A 20,501-nucleotide genomic window follows, 5' to 3' on the forward strand; every position below is an offset into this window, starting at 1 on the left:
GGTCGCTTTGCAATCAGTCTTTCTATTGTATCCGCGCGCGCGGGCTAGAATGCAAACGCGGCCGCGATGTCGCAAGAAATCAGCAGGTCGGCATTTGCATCCTGATCGGTGGGCGCCAAATTGCAAATGGCCAGCGCATCGCCAGTAAAGTAACGCGTGAGGCCCGCCGCCGGATACACCACGAGCGAGGTCCCGCCCACGACGAGGGCGTCGGATGCAGCGATAGCAGCAACGGCGCCGGTAAGCACACGCTCATCGAGCGGTTCTTCGTAGAGGACCACATCGGGCTTGATGCGACCGCCGCACGCAGGGCACACGGGCACGCCCGCGGCATCCTCGTGCTCGCGCGCGCAAATCCATTCGGCGCTGTAGACCGCGCCGCACGTCTGGCAGATATTGCGGTGGACCGAGCCATGCAGCTCAAACACGTGCCGCGAACCAGCCGCCCGATGCAGGCCATCGATGTTTTGAGTCACCACGGCGTCGAGCTTGCCGGTGCGCTCCAGCTCCGCCAGCTTGGCGTGGCAGTGGTTGGGCTTGGCGCCAAGCGCGATCATCTTGGTCCGGTAGAAGTCGAAAAACTCCGCCGAATGCGCCTCGTAGAAGCTGTGCGAGAGCATAGTCTCGGGCGGATAGGAAAACCGCTGGTGATACAGACCGTCCACGCTGCGGAAATCGGGAATGCCGCTTGCCGTGGAAACGCCCGCGCCGCCAAAGAAGGTCACGTGGCTATGGGTTTCGAACAGTTCCGCCAGCGCGGCGGAGGCCTGTTTGGGGTCCGATATTGCCTGCGTCATATATGTCCTCCGTCCGTGTCTCCGGGACGGCGGCGATCGCGCTATCACTCGCGGACTCCGCCCCGCCCCTGTTGCGCTAATCTTAAGCCTGCCAACCCCGTCGAAAGGACACCATGTCTCAGACTTACACGTTCGCCTCGTGGAACGTCAACGGCCTGCGCGCCGTGCTCAAAAAAGACCCGAGCTTTATCCAGATCGCACAGGAGCTCAATGTCGATATACTGGCGCTGCAAGAGACCAAGCTGCAGGAGGGCCAGGTCGATATCGATCTGCCCGGCTATCACCAAACCTGGAGCTACGCCCAGCGCAAGGGGTACTCGGGCACCGCGGTCTTTAGCCGCAAGGAGCCGCTGCGCGTGCTGCACGCCGATGCACTGCTGCCCTACGCCGGCGAGGGCGAGGCGGCCGAGCTCGTCGCCCAAGCCACAACCGAGGGCCGCGTCTGCGCGCTCGAGTTCGACAAGTTTTGGTTTGTCGACGTCTATACGCCCAACGCCCAAAACGAACTCGCGCGCATCGATGTACGCATGGCCTGGGACGATGCCTATCGCGGCTTTTTGAACGCGCTTGAGCGCGAAACCGGCAAGCCCGTCGTAACCTGCGGCGACTTTAACGTGGCTCACGAGGAGATCGACCTTAAGAACCCCAAGTCCAACCGCGGCAACGCTGGCTTTTCGGACGAGGAGCGCGGCAAGTTTACCGAGCTGCTCGACGCCGGTTTTACCGACACCTGGCGCGCGGCCAATCCGGACGTCGAGGGCGTCTACAGCTGGTGGAGCTACCGCTTTAATGCCCGCAAGAACAACGCAGGCTGGCGCATCGACTACTTCCTGGTAAGTGACGCAATCGCCGGCAACGTACGCGACACCGGCATCCGCGGCGACATCTTCGGCAGTGACCACTGCCCCGTCACCCTCGCCTTGGAGCTCTAACCCCCAAATGATCCCCCGGGGACGGAGGAAAACGGATCGCTTTGGCTCTCCGAGGGCATCCACGCGACCCACCCGCCACGAAATCGGCCCATCTACTACGTTTAAGCCACTTCCCTCAACCACAGCGAACAACGCAAAAAGAAAACCGCAGGTAGAAAGCCTGAGGTTTTTCATAAAACGCGGTTGTGCTTGGGGGTGTTGGGCTAAACGTAGTAGATGGGCCAGTTTCGTGGCGAGCGCCGTCAACCGATTCCCTGGGGACGTCTCAGGACGGAAGAAAACGGATCAATTGACTCTCTGAGGGCCATGATGCCCGTCATATCAACCGGCCATTCCAAAACTATGCCGGTTTACGGGACTGAATCGCAGATCCCTAACCACACACAATTCGAGCGAAATAAAACCGCAGGTAGACGGCTCGTCTATTTTCGAAAAATGCCGGTATGATCGGCCTGCGCCAATCTAGCCCCGTAAACCGGCATAGTTTTGATATGACACCAAGGCAGTATTGATTCTCGCCCCGGCGCAATCGCCGCTACAGCCCGTACTTCACGACGACGCGGTTGATGCGGCGACACCAGGGCTTGTACAGGGCGGCCAAAAACACACAGGTCGCGAGTCCGTGTGTGATGTCGAACGGCACCGCCGTAGCAAGACGCGCCACAGCGCCTGCCCAGGTGAGCGGCTGCACAAAACCGATGATGTCATACGCGTTGATCACAACGCCATACAGCAAGCCCGAGGCAAAGCCGTACGCCATCAGCGCCGGCATGCGCACGGTTCCATCCGCACGGTCGAACGCACCCGCATGCGCCAGCGCACCGCCAACATATCCAACCAGGCCCCAGGCATACATCTGCCATGGCGTCCACATGCCCTGTCCAAAAAAGAAATTGCTGGTCAGCGCCGCCAGCGCACCGACCATGAAGCCGTTGCGTCGACCCAACGTGGCCCCCGCGATAATGGCGATAGCGCTCACAGGCTTAAAATCGGGAATGGGCCCAAACAGGATGCGTCCCGCCGCGGCCAGCGCCGCCAGCACCAGCGTGGGCATGATCTGGCGCAGGCCCGGTCGCGACGCCTCGTAGCCCGCAAAGAACAGCGCAAGCACCAGCGCCACCACGACAAGCATGGCAAGCGCCGCCTGCTCAATGCCCGCCAGCAACGCCGCAGTCATCACTGCCGGCACCGCCAGGAGCAGCGGAATCTCCATTTTTGTGAGTAGGTGCGAGGCGCGATGATCCGTCATCCCATCACGCCCTGTAGAACACGTTGTCGGCAAAGAAATCTGCCGGAGACTCCATGCAGGCGATCTCGCCGTCGAACATCATGGCGACGTCGTCGGACACCTGCTCGGCAAAGTCTAAGTCGTGCGTGGCAATGACGACGGTACCGCCGGCCTGCGCATGTTCGCGCAGGGCTCGGGCGATAATGCAGCGACTTGCCAGATCAAGGCCCTTGGTGGGCTCATCAAGCAGCAGCAGCTCCGGACCAATCAACAGCAGCTTTGCCAGCGCAAGCAGCTGGCGCTGACCGCCCGAAAGATCGTACGGGTGACGCGTCTCCAAGCCCGCCAGGCCCAGGCGCGCTGTCTGCTCCTGTGCCGCGGCCTCGTCGTATCCGCAGGACGAAGCCCATTCCATCAGCTCGTCGCGCACCGTTTCGGCGACCAGCAATGCCTTGGGATTCTGTGGCAGCAGCGCCGCCGAAGCCGTCCCACGCACCATGCGGCCACGCTGCAGCTTAGCCGTCTTGGCCAGCACCGAGAGCATCGTCGACTTTCCGCAGCCGTTTCCGCCCACGACCGCATGCACCGCGCCGGCCGAAAACGTCACATCGAGCCCACGCAGCACCCAACCGCCCGCGCGATCGTAGCGAAACCAGCCCTCGCGAATAGCTGCCGCCGCACTCGTCGCCGCCCCCTGAGCGGGCCGACAAGAGTCCAAATCCAAAAGCCCCTCGCGACTACCGAAACTCGCCAGGTCAACCACATCTCTCACGCGGCCGCCCTCGATCCGGTACGCACACGTCGCATAATTGAGCATCGACCGCGGTTGATGCGTAGCCACAACAACCGTGCAGCCCAGCTCACGGTTCACGCGAAACAGCGCGTGCAGAAAATTCTTCTCGGCAACGGGATCGAGCTGAGACGTGGGCTCGTCGAGTAGCAGCACACGCGGACGCAGCGCCAGGACGGCGGCAAGCGACAGCAGCTGCTTGCGGCCACCCGAAAGCGTATCGGTATCGCGATGAAGCCAGTCCTCCAGACCAAAGAAATAGCTGGTCTCGGCAACACGGCGGCGCATCTCGTCACGCGACACGCCCAGATTCTCTAGGCCAAACGCCATCTCGTGCCACACGGTCTCGCACACAATCTGGTTCTCGGGGTCCTGGAACACGTAGCCCACGCGCTCCGCAGACGCGCGCACGTCCATGTCGGCAACGTTCTCGCCCAGCACGCGCGCATCGCCAGTGCGCTCGCCCGCCGGAGCGATCTCGGGCTTGAGCAGCGACAGCAGCGTCGACTTACCCGATCCGGTACCGCCAACAAGCAACGCAAATGCACCTTGGGGAACAGACCAGTCGAGCCGCTCGAGCACCGCAGCATCAGCCCCGGGGTAGGCAAAGCTCAGGTTCCGCACCTCAATCGCCGACATATCCGGGCCGCACACCGCGCCCGCCATCATGCTCCCGTCCAACCGAGCCATCAGCCAAACCTCTTCTCATCGATTGCATGCAACACGCAGGGCAGCACCATCCAGGCAGCATACACGACATAGCCCAGCCACGGCGCGGGCACCGAAAGCTGCGGGTAAAACGAATACTGCGTCGTCGCGATCCACGCCACCGCCGCCGTGGCCACACCAAACGCCGCAAGTCCAACCAGCGCGGCAGCGTCGCCGCACGCCAGCCGATACCGCGCGTACGTCGTGCGACGAGTCGCGGCGCCCCACCCGCGCGAGCGCATGGCGTCCGCGCGCTCAAGCGAATCTTCCATGCCCCAGCCCATCAAAACGGTCGACGCCCGCAGGCGCGATCGCACGGGATCGGTGGGCGCACGCCCCGGTACATCGATCGCGTCCTGCACCGCCAGCACCGTGCGGCCCCGGCGCAAAAACTGTGGGATAAGCCGCATGCACATCGAGATCATGAGCGCGATCACCGGTGTGGCGTTGCCCAAAAGCGCAAGCACCTTGTCGTAGCCAAGCATCGACGCCGCGGCCTCAAACCACAGCACGCTCGCCACAAACAGCCCACCCATGCACAGGCCGTACATAATGCTCTCTAGATACACCGCACGCATGCCAATACGAAACAGCTCCGTCGAGCCCGAGGCGCTAAACAGCGGGTTGAACACCGCAATGATCAAAATCACCGGCAGCTGCCAGCGAAGCGCCCCCAACGTGCGCGCGGTGCCGCGCGTCGCAAGCCCGTACGCCAGCCCGCCCGCAAGCGACAGCGCGATCAGCACCGGTTGCATCGAGAACATGGTGAGCCCCAACGTCAGCACCATGTAGAGCGCCGGCACCGCCGGATGCGACATCGAAAATGCCGCGACGGGCTCGGCGCCCAATTTTCCTCGCATGATATCCACGGGCACCCCATCCCTCGCTCAAACGCCAACGCCGCAGCGCCGCCGCCATACACAACCAGCGCAAATACCACGCCGGCGGCGCAAGCCTCAACCGCCGCAAACCAATCGTTACGCGCTCGTCATATGCCTGCGGTATCATATTGCGCCGTGTATCGTTTCCAAACACACGTCTCTATAACGTAACAGGAGATCACATGGACGCAACCGCAATTATCCTCGCTGCCGGCGAGGGCACCCGCATGAAGTCGAACCACTGCAAGGTTTCGCACAAGATCCTGGGTAAGCCCATGGTCCAGTGGATCGTCGACGCTACCATCAAGGCCGGCTGCAGCCGCGTCGTGGTTGTCATCGGCAGCCACGCCGACGAGATGCGCGCCCTCATCGACGGCGCCTACGCCAACAGCGCCACCAAGGTCGAGTGCGTCGAGCAGACCGAGCGTCTGGGCACCGGTCACGCCGTGAAGGTCGCGCTCGAGGCCTGTGGCATCACGCAAGGCCCCGTCGTGGTGCTCAACGGCGACCTGCCGCTCATCACCGCCGACACCGTCGCCAAGTTCGCGCAGACCGTCGCCACCGGCGAGCTCGCCTGCACCGTCATGACCATGACCCCGCCCGATCCTTTCGGCTACGGCCGCATCAAGCTGGGCGCCGATGGTCAGATCGAGCGCATCATCGAGCAGAAGGACTGCACGCCCGAGCAGGCCGCCACGCTGCTGGAGTGCAACGCCGGCTGCTACGCCTTCGACGGCGCGCAGCTTGCCGCCCACATTAACGAGATCGGCAACGACAACGCGCAGTCCGAGTACTACCTGCCCGACATGCTCGAAATCCTCAAGGATCACGGCCAGGCAGTCTCCATCTTCCACTGCGACGACTACCGCGACGGCCTGGGCGTCAACAGCCGCATCCAGCTCGCGCAGCTCACAGTCATCGCGCGCGACCGCATCAACGAGCACTGGATGGCCGAGGGCGTCACGTTCATCGACCCCACGCAGGCCTGGATAGGCCCCGATGCCGTCATCGGCCGAGACACCATCGTGTGGCCGCAGACGCACCTGATCGGTCACGTCACCGTGGGCGAGGAGTGCCAGCTCGGCCCCAACAGTCGCCTCACCGACACCACCGTCGGCAGCGGCTGCATCATCGATGAGACCATCGCCATCGAGGCCGTCATCGAGAACGGCGTCGACTGCGGCCCGCGCGCCTACCTGCGCCCGGGCACCCATATGCTCGACGGCTCCAAGGCCGGCACGCACGTGGAGATCAAGAAGTCCACGATCGGCGAGGGCTCCAAGGTGCCGCACCTGTCCTACATCGGCGACACCACCATGGGCTCCGGCGTCAACGTGGGCGCGGGCTCCATCACCTGCAACTACGACGGCGTCCACAAGCACAAGACCGTCATCGGCAAGGATGCCTTCATCGGTTCCGACACCATGATGGTCGCGCCCGCCCAGATTGGCGACGGCGCGCTCGTGGCCGCCGGCTCCGTCATCACCGAGCCGGTCCCGGCCGACGCACTCGGTCTGGGCCGCGCCCGTCAGGTAAACATTGAGGGCTGGGCCGCCGATTATCGCCGCCGTCTGCACGAGGACGACGAGGTATAACGTTTTACCAAGCATCTAAGGAGCTGTTCCCATGGGGACGGCTCCTTTTTCTATTGTGACCTGCGCGACCGGATGAGTGGTCGGTTCGTGTCCGTTGACGGTAAAGACATTATCAAGACCTGATAAACCCCGCCGCGCGGTTACAATGCAACAAGGCATCTATATGGCATTCGATATAAAGGAGAAGGGTAATGCCGATTAATGATCCCGAGAAGTCGGAGAATATGCGCAAGTCCATCCGCGTGTATTCCGGTTCCTCCAACCGTCCCCTCGCTCAGAAGATCGCTGAGTACCTTGGGGTCGAGCTTTCGGGCCTTACGCTAAAGCAGTTCGCCAACGGTGAGATTTACGCCCGCTACGACGAGACCGTCCGCGGCGCCGACGTCTTCCTGATTCAGTCCGTGGCCGGCGGCAACGTCAACGACATGCTCATGGAGCTGCTCATCGCCACCGACGCTGCCAAGCGTGCATCCGCCCGCTCCATCACCGCCGTTATCACCCACTACGGCTATGCCCGCCAGGACCGCAAGGCCGGCCCGCGCGAGCCCATCACTGCCCGCCTCGTCGCCAACCTGCTCGAGCGCGCCGGTGTCAACCGCATCATCACCCTCGACCTGCACCAGGGCCAGATCCAGGGCTTCTTCGATATCCCGGTTAACCACCTGTCCGCACTGCCGCTGTTTGGCCAGTACTACAACAACATGCACTTCGACACCGACAACCTGGTTGTCGTCTCCCCCGACGTGGGTCGCGCCAAGGCCGCCAAGAAGCTGTCCGACATGCTCGGCTGCAGCCTCGCTATCGCCCACAAGGGTCGTCCGCGCCACAACGCCGCCGAGGTCATGGGCATCATCGGTGATATCGAGGGCAAGACCTGCATCATCAACGACGACATGATCGACACCGCGGGCACCCTGTGCGCCAACGTCAAGGAGCTCAAGGCTATGGGCGCCGGCGACATCTACGTCTGCGCCACCCACGGCATCTTCTCCGGTCCGGCCATCGAGCGTCTGAACGACGCCCCGATCGTCGAGTGCCTCGTCACCGACGCCATTCCCGTCGAGGTCGGCAGCAAGATCAAGACCATCTCGGTCGCCGAGGAGTTCGCTCAGGCCATCTCCGCCGTTTACCACGAGGAGCCCGTCTCCACGCTCGTCGGCGGCGACTTCGCGCTGTAGTCCAGCGTGCATCGCATCATCTTTGGTGTTTTTAAGGGGCCGGAAGCTCGCTTCCGACCCCTTTTCTATTCCTCGCCAACCCGCCCTGGACAGTTAGTTCAGATACGTATTTATTTACGAACCTAATGAGCCTCTTAGGGCATCTGAAGATGGCCGACGGATACTCTAAACAGCCCGAACCCGACGCTTTCGAGCGCAGTCGTCACACTTTGCCTTTCATTCGCCCTCAAAAGCCCCTGAAAATACCCAAGCAAAACGCTGCTTTATACGTATCTGAACCAACTGTCCAACACCCATCGCTAACATTAACAGCGGGACTCACTTTCTCGCAAGCTCTCAGTAATATCCCCGTTTTCCTAACACCCGACCGTTCATGGCGCGCAGCACCCCGCTGGGCGAAAAGAACGGCATGGCAGTCGCGTTTCGCCAGCGGCTTAGTACCTTGTAACTATGACCACCGTGATTTCACATTTCTCCGCCCTCCGCGCAATTCGCCGCGCACGACGGGCATACTCTGCCCTTCCTTGGGACTCCATCGACGGCGGACAGCAGGCGCAAGCTCTAGCCGGCTGCATTCCCAATAATGACGCGGTAGACTTTAGCGCGCTTTCGATCCTCGACGCCTGGAATGAAGACGATTCCGAACCGCTTGATCTTCTCATTTCAAACGAAGACAACAGGCGTCCCGACAAGCGACTCCGCCAGCACATTCTCTCCGCCGCGCTTCCCAAAAGTGCAATCATGCGCATCGAAGCCGACATCTACGCTACGTCTCCCGCCATGACGGCCATGCTTTGTTCAAAAAATGAGTCGGTCGCCAAAACCTTGATGCTCCTTATGGAGCTGCTCGGAACTTACTCCCTTCCGCCCGAGGCAACCTACCCCATCGCCTATGACGATACGTGGCCCAAGGCCGACGGCTTCGAAGCGATGGGCGATCTTGATTGTCAGGGCAGCCAACTGGCACCCGAAGGACGAGTCGAAGCCCGTTACGAACAGGCACACTACAAGTGCGAACCCGCTACAACCATCGAAGATCTCGAGGCAATCGCACGGTTCGCCAAAAGCAGCTCCTATGCCTCGTTTCGCACGGCCGTTAAACTCGCCCGCACCGGATCCGCATCCCCAGCGGAATCCTTAATGTTTGCCGTCCTTGGCGCGCCCATGCGTTTTGGCGGTTTCGGATGTTGCAGCCTGCCCATGGGAGGCCTGCTACTCAACTATAGAATCGACTTCGACACCCTTGCGGTCAACATGTCCTCGGGCATCCCCTATGCCATCTGCGACTTATATTGTCCTGCCGCAGGAATCGACAACGAATACAATGGAATTGGACATGAGCTTCAAAATGCTCGCATTCACGACGGAAATCGCAACAATGGCCTCAAGGCCATGGGTATCCACGTCCTAGTTATCAATCGTGACCAAATGAAGGACCTTGTTGCACTCGAAGCCTTCGCCCAGACGATGCATCGACTTGCGGGGGCTCGATTCCGCTATCGCATCAAGGGTTATCGCAAGCGTCAAGCCGCTTGGCTCAACGCCCTGCGGGCTGGAATCGGCCTCGCGCCGGTCTAAAAACCGGATTGCACACTTACTGCCGAGCAAGGGCGGACAGTTGGTTCAGATACGTATAAATGGGCATATCAGATCGAGCCGTTTTGCCGTCAACTCTGTGCAATTCGCCCTGTTCGATAATAAAACAGACTTCAAAACAGCACTATACCGACCAGTTGGAGCGACCGACCAGCACTACGGCATCGAATCGAGCGCTTCGATAGCTCGTGTTTTATACGTATCTGAACAAACTGCCCACCTGGGCTTCTGGCGGCCGCCCAAACGCCACCAAACAGCCTCGATCGCCCTCCATTTGACAGCTGTAACGGGGTCGCTCACCATAGCAGACGACAAATCGACGAAAGGAAGCACATGGCAGCTGCACAGCCGCTCAAGATTCGCATGGTTGCCGGGCTTGGCAACCCGGGTGAGGAATATGCCGAGACCCGCCACAACGCCGGCTTTAAGGCAATCGACGAGTTGGCCCGTCAGGCCGGCGTCACGTACTGGAAAAACCAGGCCGGCGCCGAGATCGCACGCATCAACATCAACGACCCCGAGGAAGAGGGCGGTAAGCGCCAGATTGTGCTGGTCAAGCCGCAGTCGTACATGAATACCTCGGGCGGTCCCATCTCCAAGCTCTGCCGCGAGTACAAGATCAAGGCCGAGGAGCTGCTCGTAATCCACGACGAGCTCGATATTCCCGCCGGCGACGTACGTGTTAAGGTGGGCGGCGGCCATGCTGGCCACAACGGCCTGCGTTCCATCATCGACAAGATGGGCAGCCGCGACTTCAGCCGTATCCGCACCGGCATCGGCAACCCTCCCGGCAAGATGGCCGTCGCCGACTACGTGCTTAAACAGCTGCGCGCCCGCGAGGCCGAGGATTTCCATGACACCTGCGTCCGCGCGGCCGACGCGGCGGGTCTCGCCATCGTGCACGGCGTGGTCTATGCCCGCGACCACGTCAACGGTGCCGCCTCCGCCAACGGCAAGCACTAAAACCTACCAAAAAGGGACAGGTTTAATTTGGCAGGTTTTATGTGCGGAAACGCCGCGGTGGCCGCATCGCAATTAACCCTGTGCCACCACACATAGCGCCCCAAAGGGGGCCGGCCTCATCACAACCCGAGGCCGGCCCCTTTTGCCGTTTTGCCTGATAAAACCCGCTAAAATAAACCTGTCCCTTTTTGGTAGGTCACTTTTCCCAACGGCCGAAGATACACGTAAACAGCATGTCCATGAGGGTATAATTTGTACCGTATGTCTGCACAACGCCTGTGCGCGTACGGTTTTATTCGGGCTACCGTCCATTTCCGTGGAGGCACGGTTCGGCGGCCCTAACAAGAGAGGGGTTCTATGTATAAGATCCTGGAGAAGACGCAGTTCTCGGAGAAGGTGTTCAAGTTCCGCATCGAGGCGCCCGCTATCGCCAAACATGCGCACGCTGGACAGTTCCTCATGGTTCGCGCCAACGAGACGGGCGAGCGCGTCCCGTTTACCCTGGCCGGCTGGAACGGTGACGAGGGCTGGGTCGAGTTCATCTTCATGGTAATCGGCAAGACCACCGAGATGCTTTCCACCTACGAGGCCGGCGAGTCGTTGCGTGACGTCGTGGGCCCGCTGGGCGTTCCCACCGAGATGGCCGAGGGCCCCTGCGCCGTCATTGGCGGCGGCGTCGGCCTGGCAATTGCCTTCCCGGTCACCAAGCACCTGGTCGAGACCGGTCATGAGGTCCACGCCATCATGGGCGCCCGCACCAAGGACCTCCTGCTCATGGAGGACCAGTTCCGCGAGCTCCTCGACGAGGACCACATCCATATCACCACCGACGACGGTTCCTACGGCGAGCAGGGCGTTGTCACCGCTCCGCTGGAGCGCCTGCTGCAGGACAAGGCCGTGAGTCAGGTCTTCTGCGTCGGCCCCGTTCCGATGATGAAGTTCTCGACCCTCACCGCCCAGAAGTACGACACGCCCATCACCGCGTCGCTCAATCCCATCATGGTTGACGGCACCGGTATGTGCGGCTGCTGCCGCGTCGAGGTGGGCGGCGTGACCAAGTTCGCCTGCGTCGATGGCCCCGACTTCGATGCCACCCTGGTCGACTGGGATGACCTTCGTGCCCGCCAGGCCGCTTACCGTTCCGAAGAGGGCGAGTCCCTCAAGGCCTATGAGGAAAAGAGCTGCGCATGCCACTAGTTAACGGTCGTTTCGTTGCCGATATGAAGTCGCCCCGCACCCCCGATAACGAGGAGCCGGCTGCCGAGCGCGCCTGCGACTTCCGCCCCGTCGACAAGGGCTTCACCGAGGAGATGGCGCTGGCCGAGGCTGAGCGCTGCCTCAACTGCAAGAAGCCGTTCTGTGTTGAGGGCTGCCCCGTCAACATCAACATCCCCCGCTTTATCGAGCAGATCCGCGCGAAGGACTTCGGCGGCGCTCTCGATACCATCCGCGAGGACTCCATGCTTCCCGCCATCTGCGGCCGCGTCTGCCCGCAGGAGAACCAGTGCGAGGGCAGGTGCATCCGTGGCAAGAAGTCCGAGCCCGTGGCCATCGGCCAGCTCGAGCGCTTCCTGGGTGACCGCCCCGAGCTCGCCTCCACGCCCAAGATGGCCCCCAAGAACGGCAAGAAGGTCGCCGTCGTCGGCTCCGGCCCGTCCGGCATCACCTGCGCCGGCGAGCTCGCCCGTAACGGTTTTGACGTCACCGTCTTCGAGGCATTCTTCACCGGCGGCGGCGTGCTGGTCTACGGCATCCCCGAGTTCCGTCTGCCCAAGGCGGTCGTCAAGCGCGAGATCGACGGCCTGGAGGACATGGGCGTCAAGTTTGAGTACAACTCCGTCGTAGGCAACATGGCCACGGCCGAGGAGCTGTTCGAGCAGGGCTTCGATGCCATTTACGTGGCGACCGGCGCTGGCCTGCCCAAGTTCCTCAACGTCCCCGGCGAAAACCTGCCCAACGTCTTCTTCGCCAACGAGTACCTCACCCGCGTGAACCTGATGAAGGCCAACAAGTTCCCCGAGTACGACACCCCCACCAAGCACGGCAAGAACGTCGTCGTCTTTGGTGGCGGCAACGTAGCTATGGACGCCGTCCGTACCGCCAAGCGTCTGGGCTCCGAGCACGCCATCATCGCCTACCGTCGTACCGAGGACGAGATGCCCTGCCGTCGCGCCGAGCTGCACCATGCTAAGGCCGAGGGCGTCGAGGTTCTGCCGCTCGTTTCCCCGCTCGAGTTTGTCGCTGGCGAGGACGGCTCCGTGTGCGCCGTCAAGGTCCAGAAGATGGAGCTCGGCGAGCCCGACGAGTCCGGCCGCCGTCGCCCGGTGCCCATCGAGGGCGCCATCGAGGAGATCCCCTGCGACGTCGCGATCTCGGCTATCGGCACCAACGCCAACCCCTTCGCTGCCAAGATCGGCGGCAAGATGGAGCTCAACAAGTGGGGCTACATCGTCGCCGACGAGGAGACCGGTCAGACCACCGATCCCCGCATCTGGGCCGGCGGCGACATCGTCACCGGTGCCGCTACGGTCATTCTGGCGATGGGCGCCGGCAAGAAGGCCGCCGCATCCATCACCAAGAGCCTGCTGGGCGAGTAATCACCTGCAGCACTAGTCATCAAACGGCAAAGTCCCCGTCGAGCACACGCCCGGCGGGGACTTTTTCTATACCGGCCGCCCACGCTGCATCTCAATCTGTAACAGTTAGAGCCATTTTCGCTGGCTTGGTGTTACAGATCGAGATTTTGCAAAAGCCGAGGATAGGCACTGCCGCCAAAGCCTTCCCCTCGGCCTAAAACAAAACCACCACAAAGGTGCCTGTCCCTTTATGGTGGTTTTAGTTGGTTAGCCTTCGAGCTGAGCCACCTTGTAGCGGTAGGCAGCGGCGATGACGTCCTTGCAACCCTCGCGGCCCAGCTTGGCACGGTTGACGACGATGTCCTTGCCGCTCGTCATCTTCCACTTGCCGGCGCTGTAGCGCTTATAGAACGCCTCGCGCGCCTTCTGCTGCTGTTTGACCAGCTTGGCTCCCTTCTTTTTGTTGAGGCCACGCTTCTTGCGCACAATCTCGACGCGGTCCTCAAAGGGAGCGGTCACCAATACGGCAATGTGATTGGGGTTATTGCGCAGCAGGTAATCGGACAGACGGCCCTCGATAATGCAGCTCTCGGTCTCGCCCAAGTCCAAAATCACCTGGCTCATCTTTTGGAACAACTTGTCCGAGTACGAGCGCGCATCGTAGCGGTCGGGCAGAAACGCCATGTTCTCCACAGCCAGACGCTCGTCATAGGCGGCCATCTTATCGAGCGACTCGCCCGCACGCAGCGACGCGCGCACCAGCAGCTCGTTGTCATACAGCGGAATCCCCAGTTCGTTGGCGAGGATACGGCCAATCTCGTGGCCCTCGGCGCCAAAGTCGCGCGCGATGGTAATGACCACGGGGCTCTTCTTGTTCTCCAGATCGCTCATCGCGATTCCTTTCTAACAAACGGGAAATAGGCGATTCCTGATTCCCATTTTGTCACTTACGACCGTCCTGGTTTCCCAAGTGCGGCAGATTGCCCCGAAAGAGGAGCGCCGCGTACTGAATGTACGCAGGCGACGATTGAGGGGCAGGGTGCCGTGCTTGGGGAAGCAGAACTATGCGGCCACGATGCGGCGCTGATATGCCCTCACCAGCAGCGAGATACCAAAGTTGAGGATAAAGTACATCGCGAAGGTAAAGCCGTACAGGGCAAGCACCTGGGAAAGCTCCGAGGTCTGCGCCATAACGACCTTGGTGGAGTACATGAACTCGGCAACGTTGATGCCTGCAAGATATGAGGAGTCCTTAATCACCGTCGTGCACTGGCTAAAGAGCGCGGGGATGATGGTCTTGAACGTCTGCGGCAAGATAATCATGCGCATCGTCGCAAAGAAGCCAAAGCCCTGGCTCTGCGCCGCCTCAAACTGGCTCTTGGGAATCGAGTTAAAGCCGCCGCGGATAATCTCGGCCATAACCGCCGAGGTAAAGACCGTAAAGGCCAAGACCGAAATCACCACGTCGTCGCCCTTGACGGTGAAGTAGATAAACAGGATCCACAGCAGGTTAGGCGTGCAGCGGAACAGCTCGATATAGGCACTCACCAAAATCGAAAACGGGCGCAGCTTGCCCCTGCAGTACTGCTTGATCATCGCGAGCACGGTGCCCAGGATGATGGAGAAGATGATGGCAAAGAACGAAATCTCGAGCGTCTTTGCAAAGCCGAGCATGATAAAGCTCAGGTTGTCGGCATTGAAAATCTGCATCGCTTACGCCTCCTTTGCGGCAGCATCGGTCACACCGGGGATCACCTTGGCGCGGGGACGGAGTTTAGAGCGACGCTCGAGCCATTGGACGAGCAGCGCCAGCGGGAAGCAGATGATAAAGTACATCGCGCATGCCAGGATATAACCCTGCAGGTAGCCATAGGTCGAGACAAAACCATCGGCGTTGTACATGAGGTCGCCACCGGCGATGAGCGCAAGCACCGACGTGTTCTTGACCAGGTTGAGTGCCTGATTGCACAGCGGAGGCAGGATGACCTTAAACGTCTGCGGCAGAATAATGTAGCGATACGCTTGCACGCGACTAAAGCCCTGCGAAAGCGCCGCTTCCATCTGACCGCGCGGTACCGCCTCGATACCCGTACGGATAACCTCGGACACATAGGCAGCGTGATACAGGCCGACGCCTAAAAAGCCGAGCGCAAACGAGGAGATGCGAACGGGGCCGTCCGCCCCCGTAATGGCCTGGAGCAGCTGGGGGCCCGCCATGTACATAAAGAACACCTGAACGGGCAGTGGCGTGTTCTGGTAGAACTCAACATACACGCGGCTAATCGCGCGCAGCACGCGGGAGCGCGTGGTAGAAAACACGCCCAACAGCGTGCCCAGAATCAGCGAGAGCGCCAAGCCGGCAACCACGACCTGCAGCGTGACGAAAAAGCCATCCCAAAAGCTATCCATCTCGCTAAAGGTCATCTGCCATCGCATGGGATCGAGGAGTCCATCGAGCATGACGAGCGGTCCTTTCTATCTATCCTAACAAATCGCCCGGACGCACGGGCATCCGGGCGATATACGGCCATCGCAAGCGCCCATCGCGCTGGTCACGATGGCAAAGAGCTTACGTTAGAGCAGGTCCCACTTGGTGTATTCCTTGTCGAGCCAGCCGTCCTTTTTGAGCTTCTTGACGGTGTCGTCGACGGTCTTGGACAGGTCGCTGCCCTTCTTGGTGGCCACGCCGTAGTCCTGGGCGCCAAACTCAACATCGGGCTGCAGGAGCTCGCAGTCGTCCGTGGTGTAGCCCTTGAGAGTTGAGCGGTCCATGGCGAAGGCATCGATGTTGCCGGCGTCCAGGGCGCTCTTGATGGACGGGTAGTCCGGGAACTCCTTGAACTCGGGCGTGGCGTCGACGTTCTGGTCCTTGAGCATCTGGAGCACCAGGTCCTTGGTGGTGGAACCCTGGGAAACGCCGATAATCTTGCCGTCGAGGTCGGCCATCTTGGTCATGCCGGATTTCTTCTTGATCAGGATACCGACGTGATCGGTGCGGTACGGAGTCGAGAAGTCCCAGCTCTTCTTGCGCTCATCGGTGATGGTGTAGGTGGCGGCGATGATGTCGAGCTGGTCGTTGTCGATCAACGGGCCACGGGTCTTGGGCGTGACGTCGGTGAACTCGCAGAGCCCCTTCTCGACAGCCTCGTCATACGAGACACCCAGGACGGCGGCGGCGATCTGGTAGCACAGGTCGATCTCGAGGCCCTCATACTTCTTGGTCTTGGTATCGAGATAACCGTAGCCGATAACGTCCTTCTTGACGCCGCACTTGAGCTTACCGCGGTCCTTGATGGCGGCAAGCTTGGAGTCGCTGCCGCCACTGGCGGAACCGGACTTGCCATCGCTGCTCGAACCGCAGCCGGCGAGCGTGCCCATGCTGGCAACGCTCAGGATGCCCATACCGGCTACCTGCAAAAACTGACGACGAGACATATCCATTGTTGGTACCCCTTCCACGTGATACGCATTGCAAGGCGACGCAGCCGCCGTGCTGCCGAACACATTCGGCATATCTCGATGCGGCAAGCCGCACACGAAATCAAAAACAAATAAACGAGCTAGTCGTTAGTGGAGAATCTTGGACAGGAAGTCGCGACAACGCGGATTCTCCGGATTCTCGAAGAAGTGATCGGGCGTGCCCTCCTCCAGAATCTGGCCGTCGTCCATAAACACGACGCGGTCGGCCACCTGGCGCGCAAAGCCCATCTCGTGCGTGACACAGATCATGGTGATGTTCTCCTGCGCGAGCTCGACCATAACGTCGAGCACCTCCTGGACCATCTCGGGATCGAGTGCGGAGGTCGGCTCGTCAAAGAGGATGATGGGCTGCTTGGTGCACAGGGCGCGGGCGATGGCTACGCGCTGCTGCTGGCCACCCGAAAGGTTCTGCGGATACTCGCCGGCCTTCTGGGCAAGGCCGACGCGCTCGAGCGCGGCCATGGCCGTCTTGGTCGCCTCTTCCTTGCTCTTCTTTTGCAGTTTGATGGGAGCAAGCGTGAGGTTGCCGAGCACCGTCATGTTGGGATAGAGGTTGAACTGCTGGAACACCATGGAGCTGTACTTGCGAGCCATCTCCAGGTGGTTCTTCTTGGTGAGCGGCGTGCCGTCGATGATGACCTCACCCGACGTGGGCTCCTCGAGGTAATCCACGCAACGGATGAGAGTCGACTTACCCGAGCCTGACGGCCCGATGATGACGACCTTCTCGCCAGCCTTAACGGTGAGGTCGATGTCCTTCAGAACGTGCAGGTCTCCGAAGTATTTGTTAAGTCCTTTGATCTGAATCATGTCGGACATGAACGAGTTCCTCCCTAATCTGCCATAAACTGGGGCACCCGTGTACCCCAAGTCGCACTAAGCTCTTTTGGGTTATCAATATTAGCCTTTGTATAAACACGCCGACCTCAAAACGCCCTGCTTGACCCGTTTGGAAACCCGAATGTTACAATTGCGATACACAAACGCCGCCTTTTATGCGGTAGCGCAGCACTAAATTCGAGCATTTGACTAAAAAATATCCAATAATCGTTGCTCAGACTTGCCGTTGGACGCTCTTAGCCCGGCAGTTAGGGACGTTCCCTTTCTGCTGACAGCCGGGGACAGCCCTTGGCGCCCAGCTACTCATTGGGGACAGGCTTAAATGAGTACCTAATGAGTGGGCACTCATTTAAGTCTGTCCCCAATGAGCGCTTAGTCAGCGAAAGCCCGTACACGCGAGCAAGGTGACGTGAAATGAAAGGGCGCAGACCTTATGGTCGCGCCTTTGAAATTGAACGTCAGATTGCCGCGTGTACGGGCTTGCAGCGTCGAGCCGTTACGCGGTTTGGTAAAACCGCGTAACAAATTACGCAAGCTTTGCGCCCACGATCTTTGCCGCGGCCGGCTTGTCGAAGTTACCGCCGGTGGACTTGCCGAGCGCGCCCATGACCTGGCCCATCTGCTTCTTGGACGTGGCGCCCAGCTCGGCGATAACCTGATCAATCAGGGCTTCGAGCTCCTCGCCCGAAACCTGCGCGGGCAGCAGGCTCTCCAGAATCTTGACCTGCTCGGCCAGATTGTCGGTACGCTCTTGGTCGGTGCCGGCCTTGATGGACATCTCCAGCGTCTCGCTCGTCTGCTTAATCAGACGCTTGATCATGCTGTTGACATCTTCCTCGGTCACATCGCGGCGCTCGTTGACCTCGATATTCTTCACCTCGGCCTTGACCTGGCGAATGATGGACAGGCGAACCTTGTCCTTAGCCTTCATGGCCGCAATCATTTCCTTCTGCAGCTCTTCGTTGGTCATCTGCAAATCCTCCTCAATAGTGCGGGCGGCACTCGCATGAGCGCCGCCCCATGATTACTCAGTCTTCGACGAATCGTCGGTCGAACTCTTGGTGACGCCCTTCAGGCTGACGTTGTACGGCACGTCCTTGGGCATGGGGTTAACGGTGATGTCGGCGTCCTTCTTGTACTGCTCCAGCCACTCGCTGTACGCAGCGCTCTCTGCCTGCGTCTTCACCACGTTGGAGACGTACTTCTTGATGTCCTTGGGTACCTGCTTGATGTCATCGACTTGACTATCGACATGGAAGTAGTCGGTGCACTTGATGATGTGGTAACCATAGGTCGACTCGACGACGTCGCTCACATCGCCCTTGTTGAGCCCCTCGAGCGCCTTCTGGTAGCCGTCGACGAAGGTGGTGAGCTTGTCCCAGCCCACATCGCCCTTCTTATCCTTGGAGCCGGTATCGTCGGAGTACTGCTTCACAGCGTCCTCAAAGCTCAGCTTGCCGGAGTTGATCTTGTCCAGGCACTCCTGCGCCTTGGCCTTGGCGGCGGCCTTGGCCTCGTCAGATGCGTCAGAACCGACCTTGATCAGAATATTCGACGAGCGACGGGCGTCATTGTATTTGGACAGGTTCTCGTTGATGTAATCGACAATCTCGCTGTCCTTGGGCTTGCTTGTGGGCGCTACTGCATCCTTGAGTTTCTGCTGCGCCAGGCTCTCCTTGAGCGAGTCCTTGTAAGTGTCCTCGGTGTAGCCATAGGTCTTAAGCGTCTTCTTAAAGGCCTTGGCGCCACCGGACCTCTTGCAGGCGTCCTTCCAGGCCTTCTCGACCTCCTCGTCCGAGACGGTCACGCCGTTTTCCTTCTGCGCCTGTTGAAGCAGAATCTGCTGCGTGTAGGAGTCGATGAGCTGCTTGCGGTACTTTTTGGGCGTGAGATCGTTGTTGACCAGATACTGCGCCCAGTCCTTGTCCTTGGTGTAGCCATGGGACGTGCGCATGCTCATGATCTGCTTGGTCACGGTGTCCTCGGTGAGGTTGGTGCCATTGATGGTAGCAGCCACGCCACCAGTGAGCTTATAGCCCGAGCTGGCGCTTTCAGTCTGCGACATCAGGCCGGAGCACGCCATGGCCGAGACGGAAAGCAGCATTGCCAGCACGCCGATGACCACTAGGACGATCTTGACGGTCTTGGACACATAGGTCTTGCGCTGCTTCTGACGAGAGCTGGAAGCGACGCGAGCCTGTTGCTCGGGCGTCGGTGCGGCCTCGGGGTTCTTTTTCTTATTTGCCATGTTTGGCCTTTCGCATCACGAATCGAACAAACGCCATTGTGTCACAACGCAGCCCCCGCGGCACACCTGGTGCATGGGGGACAGGTTAATCTGCACCATTTTGGTGCAAAGGGGGCCACTCTGGCAGACGGCAATTAGGGACGTTCCTTTTCTGCCGGCAGTTTGGGACAGTCCCCAAGTGCCGACCCTAAAAGTGGCGGCGGATGGCATCGACCATGCCTTGGCACGTGGTCTGGCCGAGCACATCGGCTGCGGCGTCGGCATCCATAAAGATATTCATAAGCGCTTGCAGGGCTTCGACCTGGCCGCGCGGCTCGGCAATGCCCAGATTGATGATGATCTGCGCCGGCACCGGGGCACCCATGCCCGCCATGGCATTAAACGTCACGGTCGATGCGGGCTTCACCACCGCGATATAGGGCTTAGCCACAAACCCCGGATCGGTGTGCGGGATGGCGATGTTGGCCGCCGGCATGGCAAGGCCCGTGGGATAGGCATCCTCGCGCGCGCGGGCGGCATCGAGCCAACCGGATGTAATGTAGCCGCGCGGGGCAAGCTCACCCTCGAGACGCGCAAACACCTCACCCGGCGTCGCGCACTCCCAATCAAAAAACACCAGCTCAGGCGAGAATAGCATCTCGGCGTTATCCGCCATACCGTCCTCCAAAGTTGCATGAGGTTCACAATGC

The 20,501-nt window shown here is 60.4% G+C and carries 19 protein-coding genes; 7 read left to right on the plus strand and 12 right to left on the minus strand.

Annotated features, from left to right (window positions below; all coding sequences use genetic code 11):
• Positions 1-44: 44 nt before the first annotated feature.
• Positions 45-797, minus strand: a complete 753-nt coding sequence (locus tag GT495_RS04450; RefSeq protein ID WP_161161649.1) for an NAD-dependent protein deacylase — start codon at positions 795-797, stop codon at positions 45-47.
• Positions 798-910: 113 nt separating this feature from the next.
• Between GT495_RS04450 and GT495_RS04455 the strand changes: the two genes are divergently transcribed.
• Entirely contained in the window at positions 911-1,729 is an 819-nt protein-coding gene (locus GT495_RS04455; RefSeq protein WP_161161650.1) for an exodeoxyribonuclease III, read from the plus strand.
• Positions 1,730-2,264: 535 nt separating this feature from the next.
• Here the strand turns inward: GT495_RS04455 and GT495_RS04460 are convergent.
• Genes GT495_RS04460 through GT495_RS04470 form a run of 3 tightly spaced genes read right to left on the minus strand, consistent with a single transcriptional unit; the run spans position 2,265 to position 5,315 of the window.
• Complete coding sequence (locus GT495_RS04460) at positions 2,265-2,978, minus strand: DUF6580 family putative transport protein (protein ID WP_161161651.1); 714 nt, start codon at positions 2,976-2,978, stop codon at positions 2,265-2,267.
• Positions 2,979-2,982: 4 nt separating this feature from the next.
• On the minus strand, positions 2,983-4,437 hold the full coding sequence (locus tag GT495_RS04465) for an ABC transporter ATP-binding protein (protein WP_192924131.1): 1,455 nt from the start codon (positions 4,435-4,437) through the stop codon (positions 2,983-2,985).
• Complete coding sequence (locus tag GT495_RS04470) at positions 4,437-5,315, minus strand: energy-coupling factor transporter transmembrane component T (protein ID WP_161161669.1); 879 nt, start codon at positions 5,313-5,315, stop codon at positions 4,437-4,439. Before GT495_RS04470 ends, GT495_RS04465 begins: the two co-directional genes overlap by 1 nt.
• 203 nt (positions 5,316-5,518) lie before the next feature.
• On the opposite strand from GT495_RS04470, the gene glmU reads away from it, so the two are divergent.
• From glmU to gltA, 6 genes are all read left to right on the plus strand, one after another.
• The gene (gene glmU / locus GT495_RS04475; RefSeq protein ID WP_161161652.1) at positions 5,519-6,931 is read left to right on the plus strand and encodes a bifunctional UDP-N-acetylglucosamine diphosphorylase/glucosamine-1-phosphate N-acetyltransferase GlmU; all 1,413 of its coding nucleotides are present in this window, start codon (positions 5,519-5,521) and stop codon (positions 6,929-6,931) included.
• A 191-nt stretch (positions 6,932-7,122) separates the two neighbouring features.
• The gene (locus tag GT495_RS04480; protein ID WP_161161653.1) at positions 7,123-8,109 is read left to right on the plus strand and encodes a ribose-phosphate pyrophosphokinase; all 987 of its coding nucleotides are present in this window, start codon (positions 7,123-7,125) and stop codon (positions 8,107-8,109) included.
• Positions 8,110-8,850: 741 nt separating this feature from the next.
• Positions 8,851-9,687 carry an endonuclease domain-containing protein gene (locus GT495_RS04485; protein WP_240131355.1) on the plus strand — a complete coding sequence of 279 codons (837 nt, stop codon included), beginning with the start codon at positions 8,851-8,853 and terminating at the stop codon, positions 9,685-9,687.
• 351 nt (positions 9,688-10,038) lie between these two features.
• A complete protein-coding gene (pth, locus tag GT495_RS04490; protein ID WP_192924132.1) occupies positions 10,039-10,668 on the plus strand; it encodes an aminoacyl-tRNA hydrolase in 630 nt (209 codons plus the stop codon).
• A gap of 357 nt (positions 10,669-11,025) precedes the next feature.
• Positions 11,026-11,865, plus strand: a complete 840-nt coding sequence (locus GT495_RS04495; protein ID WP_161161655.1) for a sulfide/dihydroorotate dehydrogenase-like FAD/NAD-binding protein — start codon at positions 11,026-11,028, stop codon at positions 11,863-11,865.
• Entirely contained in the window at positions 11,856-13,265 is a 1,410-nt protein-coding gene (gltA, locus tag GT495_RS04500) for an NADPH-dependent glutamate synthase (RefSeq protein ID WP_161161656.1), read from the plus strand. The genes GT495_RS04495 and gltA overlap by 10 nt, the downstream gene beginning before the upstream one ends.
• 246 nt (positions 13,266-13,511) lie before the next feature.
• Here gltA and GT495_RS04505 read toward each other — a convergent pair whose 3' ends face one another.
• The 8 genes from GT495_RS04505 to GT495_RS04540 form a co-directional block, all read right to left on the minus strand.
• Positions 13,512-14,135 (minus strand): AAA family ATPase, encoded by a 624-nt coding sequence (locus GT495_RS04505; RefSeq protein ID WP_022094991.1) that lies wholly within the window; start codon positions 14,133-14,135, stop codon positions 13,512-13,514.
• A gap of 171 nt (positions 14,136-14,306) precedes the next feature.
• Complete coding sequence (locus GT495_RS04510; RefSeq protein ID WP_152078220.1) at positions 14,307-14,954, minus strand: amino acid ABC transporter permease; 648 nt, start codon at positions 14,952-14,954, stop codon at positions 14,307-14,309.
• Positions 14,955-14,957: 3 nt separating this feature from the next.
• Positions 14,958-15,704, minus strand: coding sequence for an amino acid ABC transporter permease (locus GT495_RS04515; RefSeq protein WP_161161657.1), 747 nt, complete (start codon positions 15,702-15,704; stop codon positions 14,958-14,960).
• A gap of 114 nt (positions 15,705-15,818) precedes the next feature.
• Complete coding sequence (locus GT495_RS04520; protein ID WP_161161658.1) at positions 15,819-16,685, minus strand: transporter substrate-binding domain-containing protein; 867 nt, start codon at positions 16,683-16,685, stop codon at positions 15,819-15,821.
• 126 nt (positions 16,686-16,811) lie between these two features.
• A complete protein-coding gene (locus GT495_RS04525) occupies positions 16,812-17,534 on the minus strand; it encodes an amino acid ABC transporter ATP-binding protein (RefSeq protein ID WP_187323870.1) in 723 nt (240 codons plus the stop codon).
• Between the two features lie 556 nt (positions 17,535-18,090).
• The gene (locus tag GT495_RS04530) at positions 18,091-18,534 is read right to left on the minus strand and encodes a GatB/YqeY domain-containing protein (RefSeq protein ID WP_156063935.1); all 444 of its coding nucleotides are present in this window, start codon (positions 18,532-18,534) and stop codon (positions 18,091-18,093) included.
• Between the two features lie 54 nt (positions 18,535-18,588).
• Positions 18,589-19,812, minus strand: coding sequence for a peptidylprolyl isomerase (locus GT495_RS04535; RefSeq protein WP_161161659.1), 1,224 nt, complete (start codon positions 19,810-19,812; stop codon positions 18,589-18,591).
• A 187-nt stretch (positions 19,813-19,999) separates the two neighbouring features.
• Entirely contained in the window at positions 20,000-20,467 is a 468-nt protein-coding gene (locus GT495_RS04540; protein ID WP_161161660.1) for a PTS sugar transporter subunit IIA, read from the minus strand.
• Positions 20,468-20,501: the final 34 nt, after the last annotated feature.

The sequence above is a fragment of the Collinsella sp. BIOML-A6 genome (genome assembly GCF_009875845.1).
Taxonomy (GTDB): Bacteria; Actinomycetota; Coriobacteriia; order Coriobacteriales; family Coriobacteriaceae; genus Collinsella; species Collinsella aerofaciens_H.

Bases quoted from the DNA above. Each gene is read 5' to 3' on its own strand.
- GT495_RS04450 (WP_161161649.1), bottom strand. From the start codon at position 797: ATGACGCAGGCAATATCGGACCCCAAACAGGCCTCCGCCGCGCTGGCG.
- GT495_RS04455 (WP_161161650.1), top strand. From the start codon at position 911: ATGTCTCAGACTTACACGTTCGCCTCGTGGAACGTCAACGGCCTGCGC.
- GT495_RS04460 (WP_161161651.1), bottom strand. From the start codon at position 2,978: ATGACGGATCATCGCGCCTCGCACCTACTCACAAAAATGGAGATTCCG.
- GT495_RS04465 (WP_192924131.1), bottom strand. From the start codon at position 4,437: ATGGCTCGGTTGGACGGGAGCATGATGGCGGGCGCGGTGTGCGGCCCG.
- GT495_RS04470 (WP_161161669.1), bottom strand. From the start codon at position 5,315: ATGCGAGGAAAATTGGGCGCCGAGCCCGTCGCGGCATTTTCGATGTCG.
- glmU (WP_161161652.1), top strand. From the start codon at position 5,519: ATGGACGCAACCGCAATTATCCTCGCTGCCGGCGAGGGCACCCGCATG.
- GT495_RS04480 (WP_161161653.1), top strand. From the start codon at position 7,123: ATGCCGATTAATGATCCCGAGAAGTCGGAGAATATGCGCAAGTCCATC.
- GT495_RS04485 (WP_240131355.1), top strand. From the start codon at position 8,851: ATGCGCATCGAAGCCGACATCTACGCTACGTCTCCCGCCATGACGGCC.
- pth (WP_192924132.1), top strand. From the start codon at position 10,039: ATGGCAGCTGCACAGCCGCTCAAGATTCGCATGGTTGCCGGGCTTGGC.
- GT495_RS04495 (WP_161161655.1), top strand. From the start codon at position 11,026: ATGTATAAGATCCTGGAGAAGACGCAGTTCTCGGAGAAGGTGTTCAAG.
- gltA (WP_161161656.1), top strand. From the start codon at position 11,856: ATGCCACTAGTTAACGGTCGTTTCGTTGCCGATATGAAGTCGCCCCGC.
- GT495_RS04505 (WP_022094991.1), bottom strand. From the start codon at position 14,135: ATGAGCGATCTGGAGAACAAGAAGAGCCCCGTGGTCATTACCATCGCG.
- GT495_RS04510 (WP_152078220.1), bottom strand. From the start codon at position 14,954: ATGCAGATTTTCAATGCCGACAACCTGAGCTTTATCATGCTCGGCTTT.
- GT495_RS04515 (WP_161161657.1), bottom strand. From the start codon at position 15,704: ATGCTCGATGGACTCCTCGATCCCATGCGATGGCAGATGACCTTTAGC.
- GT495_RS04520 (WP_161161658.1), bottom strand. From the start codon at position 16,685: ATGGATATGTCTCGTCGTCAGTTTTTGCAGGTAGCCGGTATGGGCATC.
- GT495_RS04525 (WP_187323870.1), bottom strand. From the start codon at position 17,534: ATGATTCAGATCAAAGGACTTAACAAATACTTCGGAGACCTGCACGTT.
- GT495_RS04530 (WP_156063935.1), bottom strand. From the start codon at position 18,534: ATGACCAACGAAGAGCTGCAGAAGGAAATGATTGCGGCCATGAAGGCT.
- GT495_RS04535 (WP_161161659.1), bottom strand. From the start codon at position 19,812: ATGGCAAATAAGAAAAAGAACCCCGAGGCCGCACCGACGCCCGAGCAA.
- GT495_RS04540 (WP_161161660.1), bottom strand. From the start codon at position 20,467: ATGGCGGATAACGCCGAGATGCTATTCTCGCCTGAGCTGGTGTTTTTT.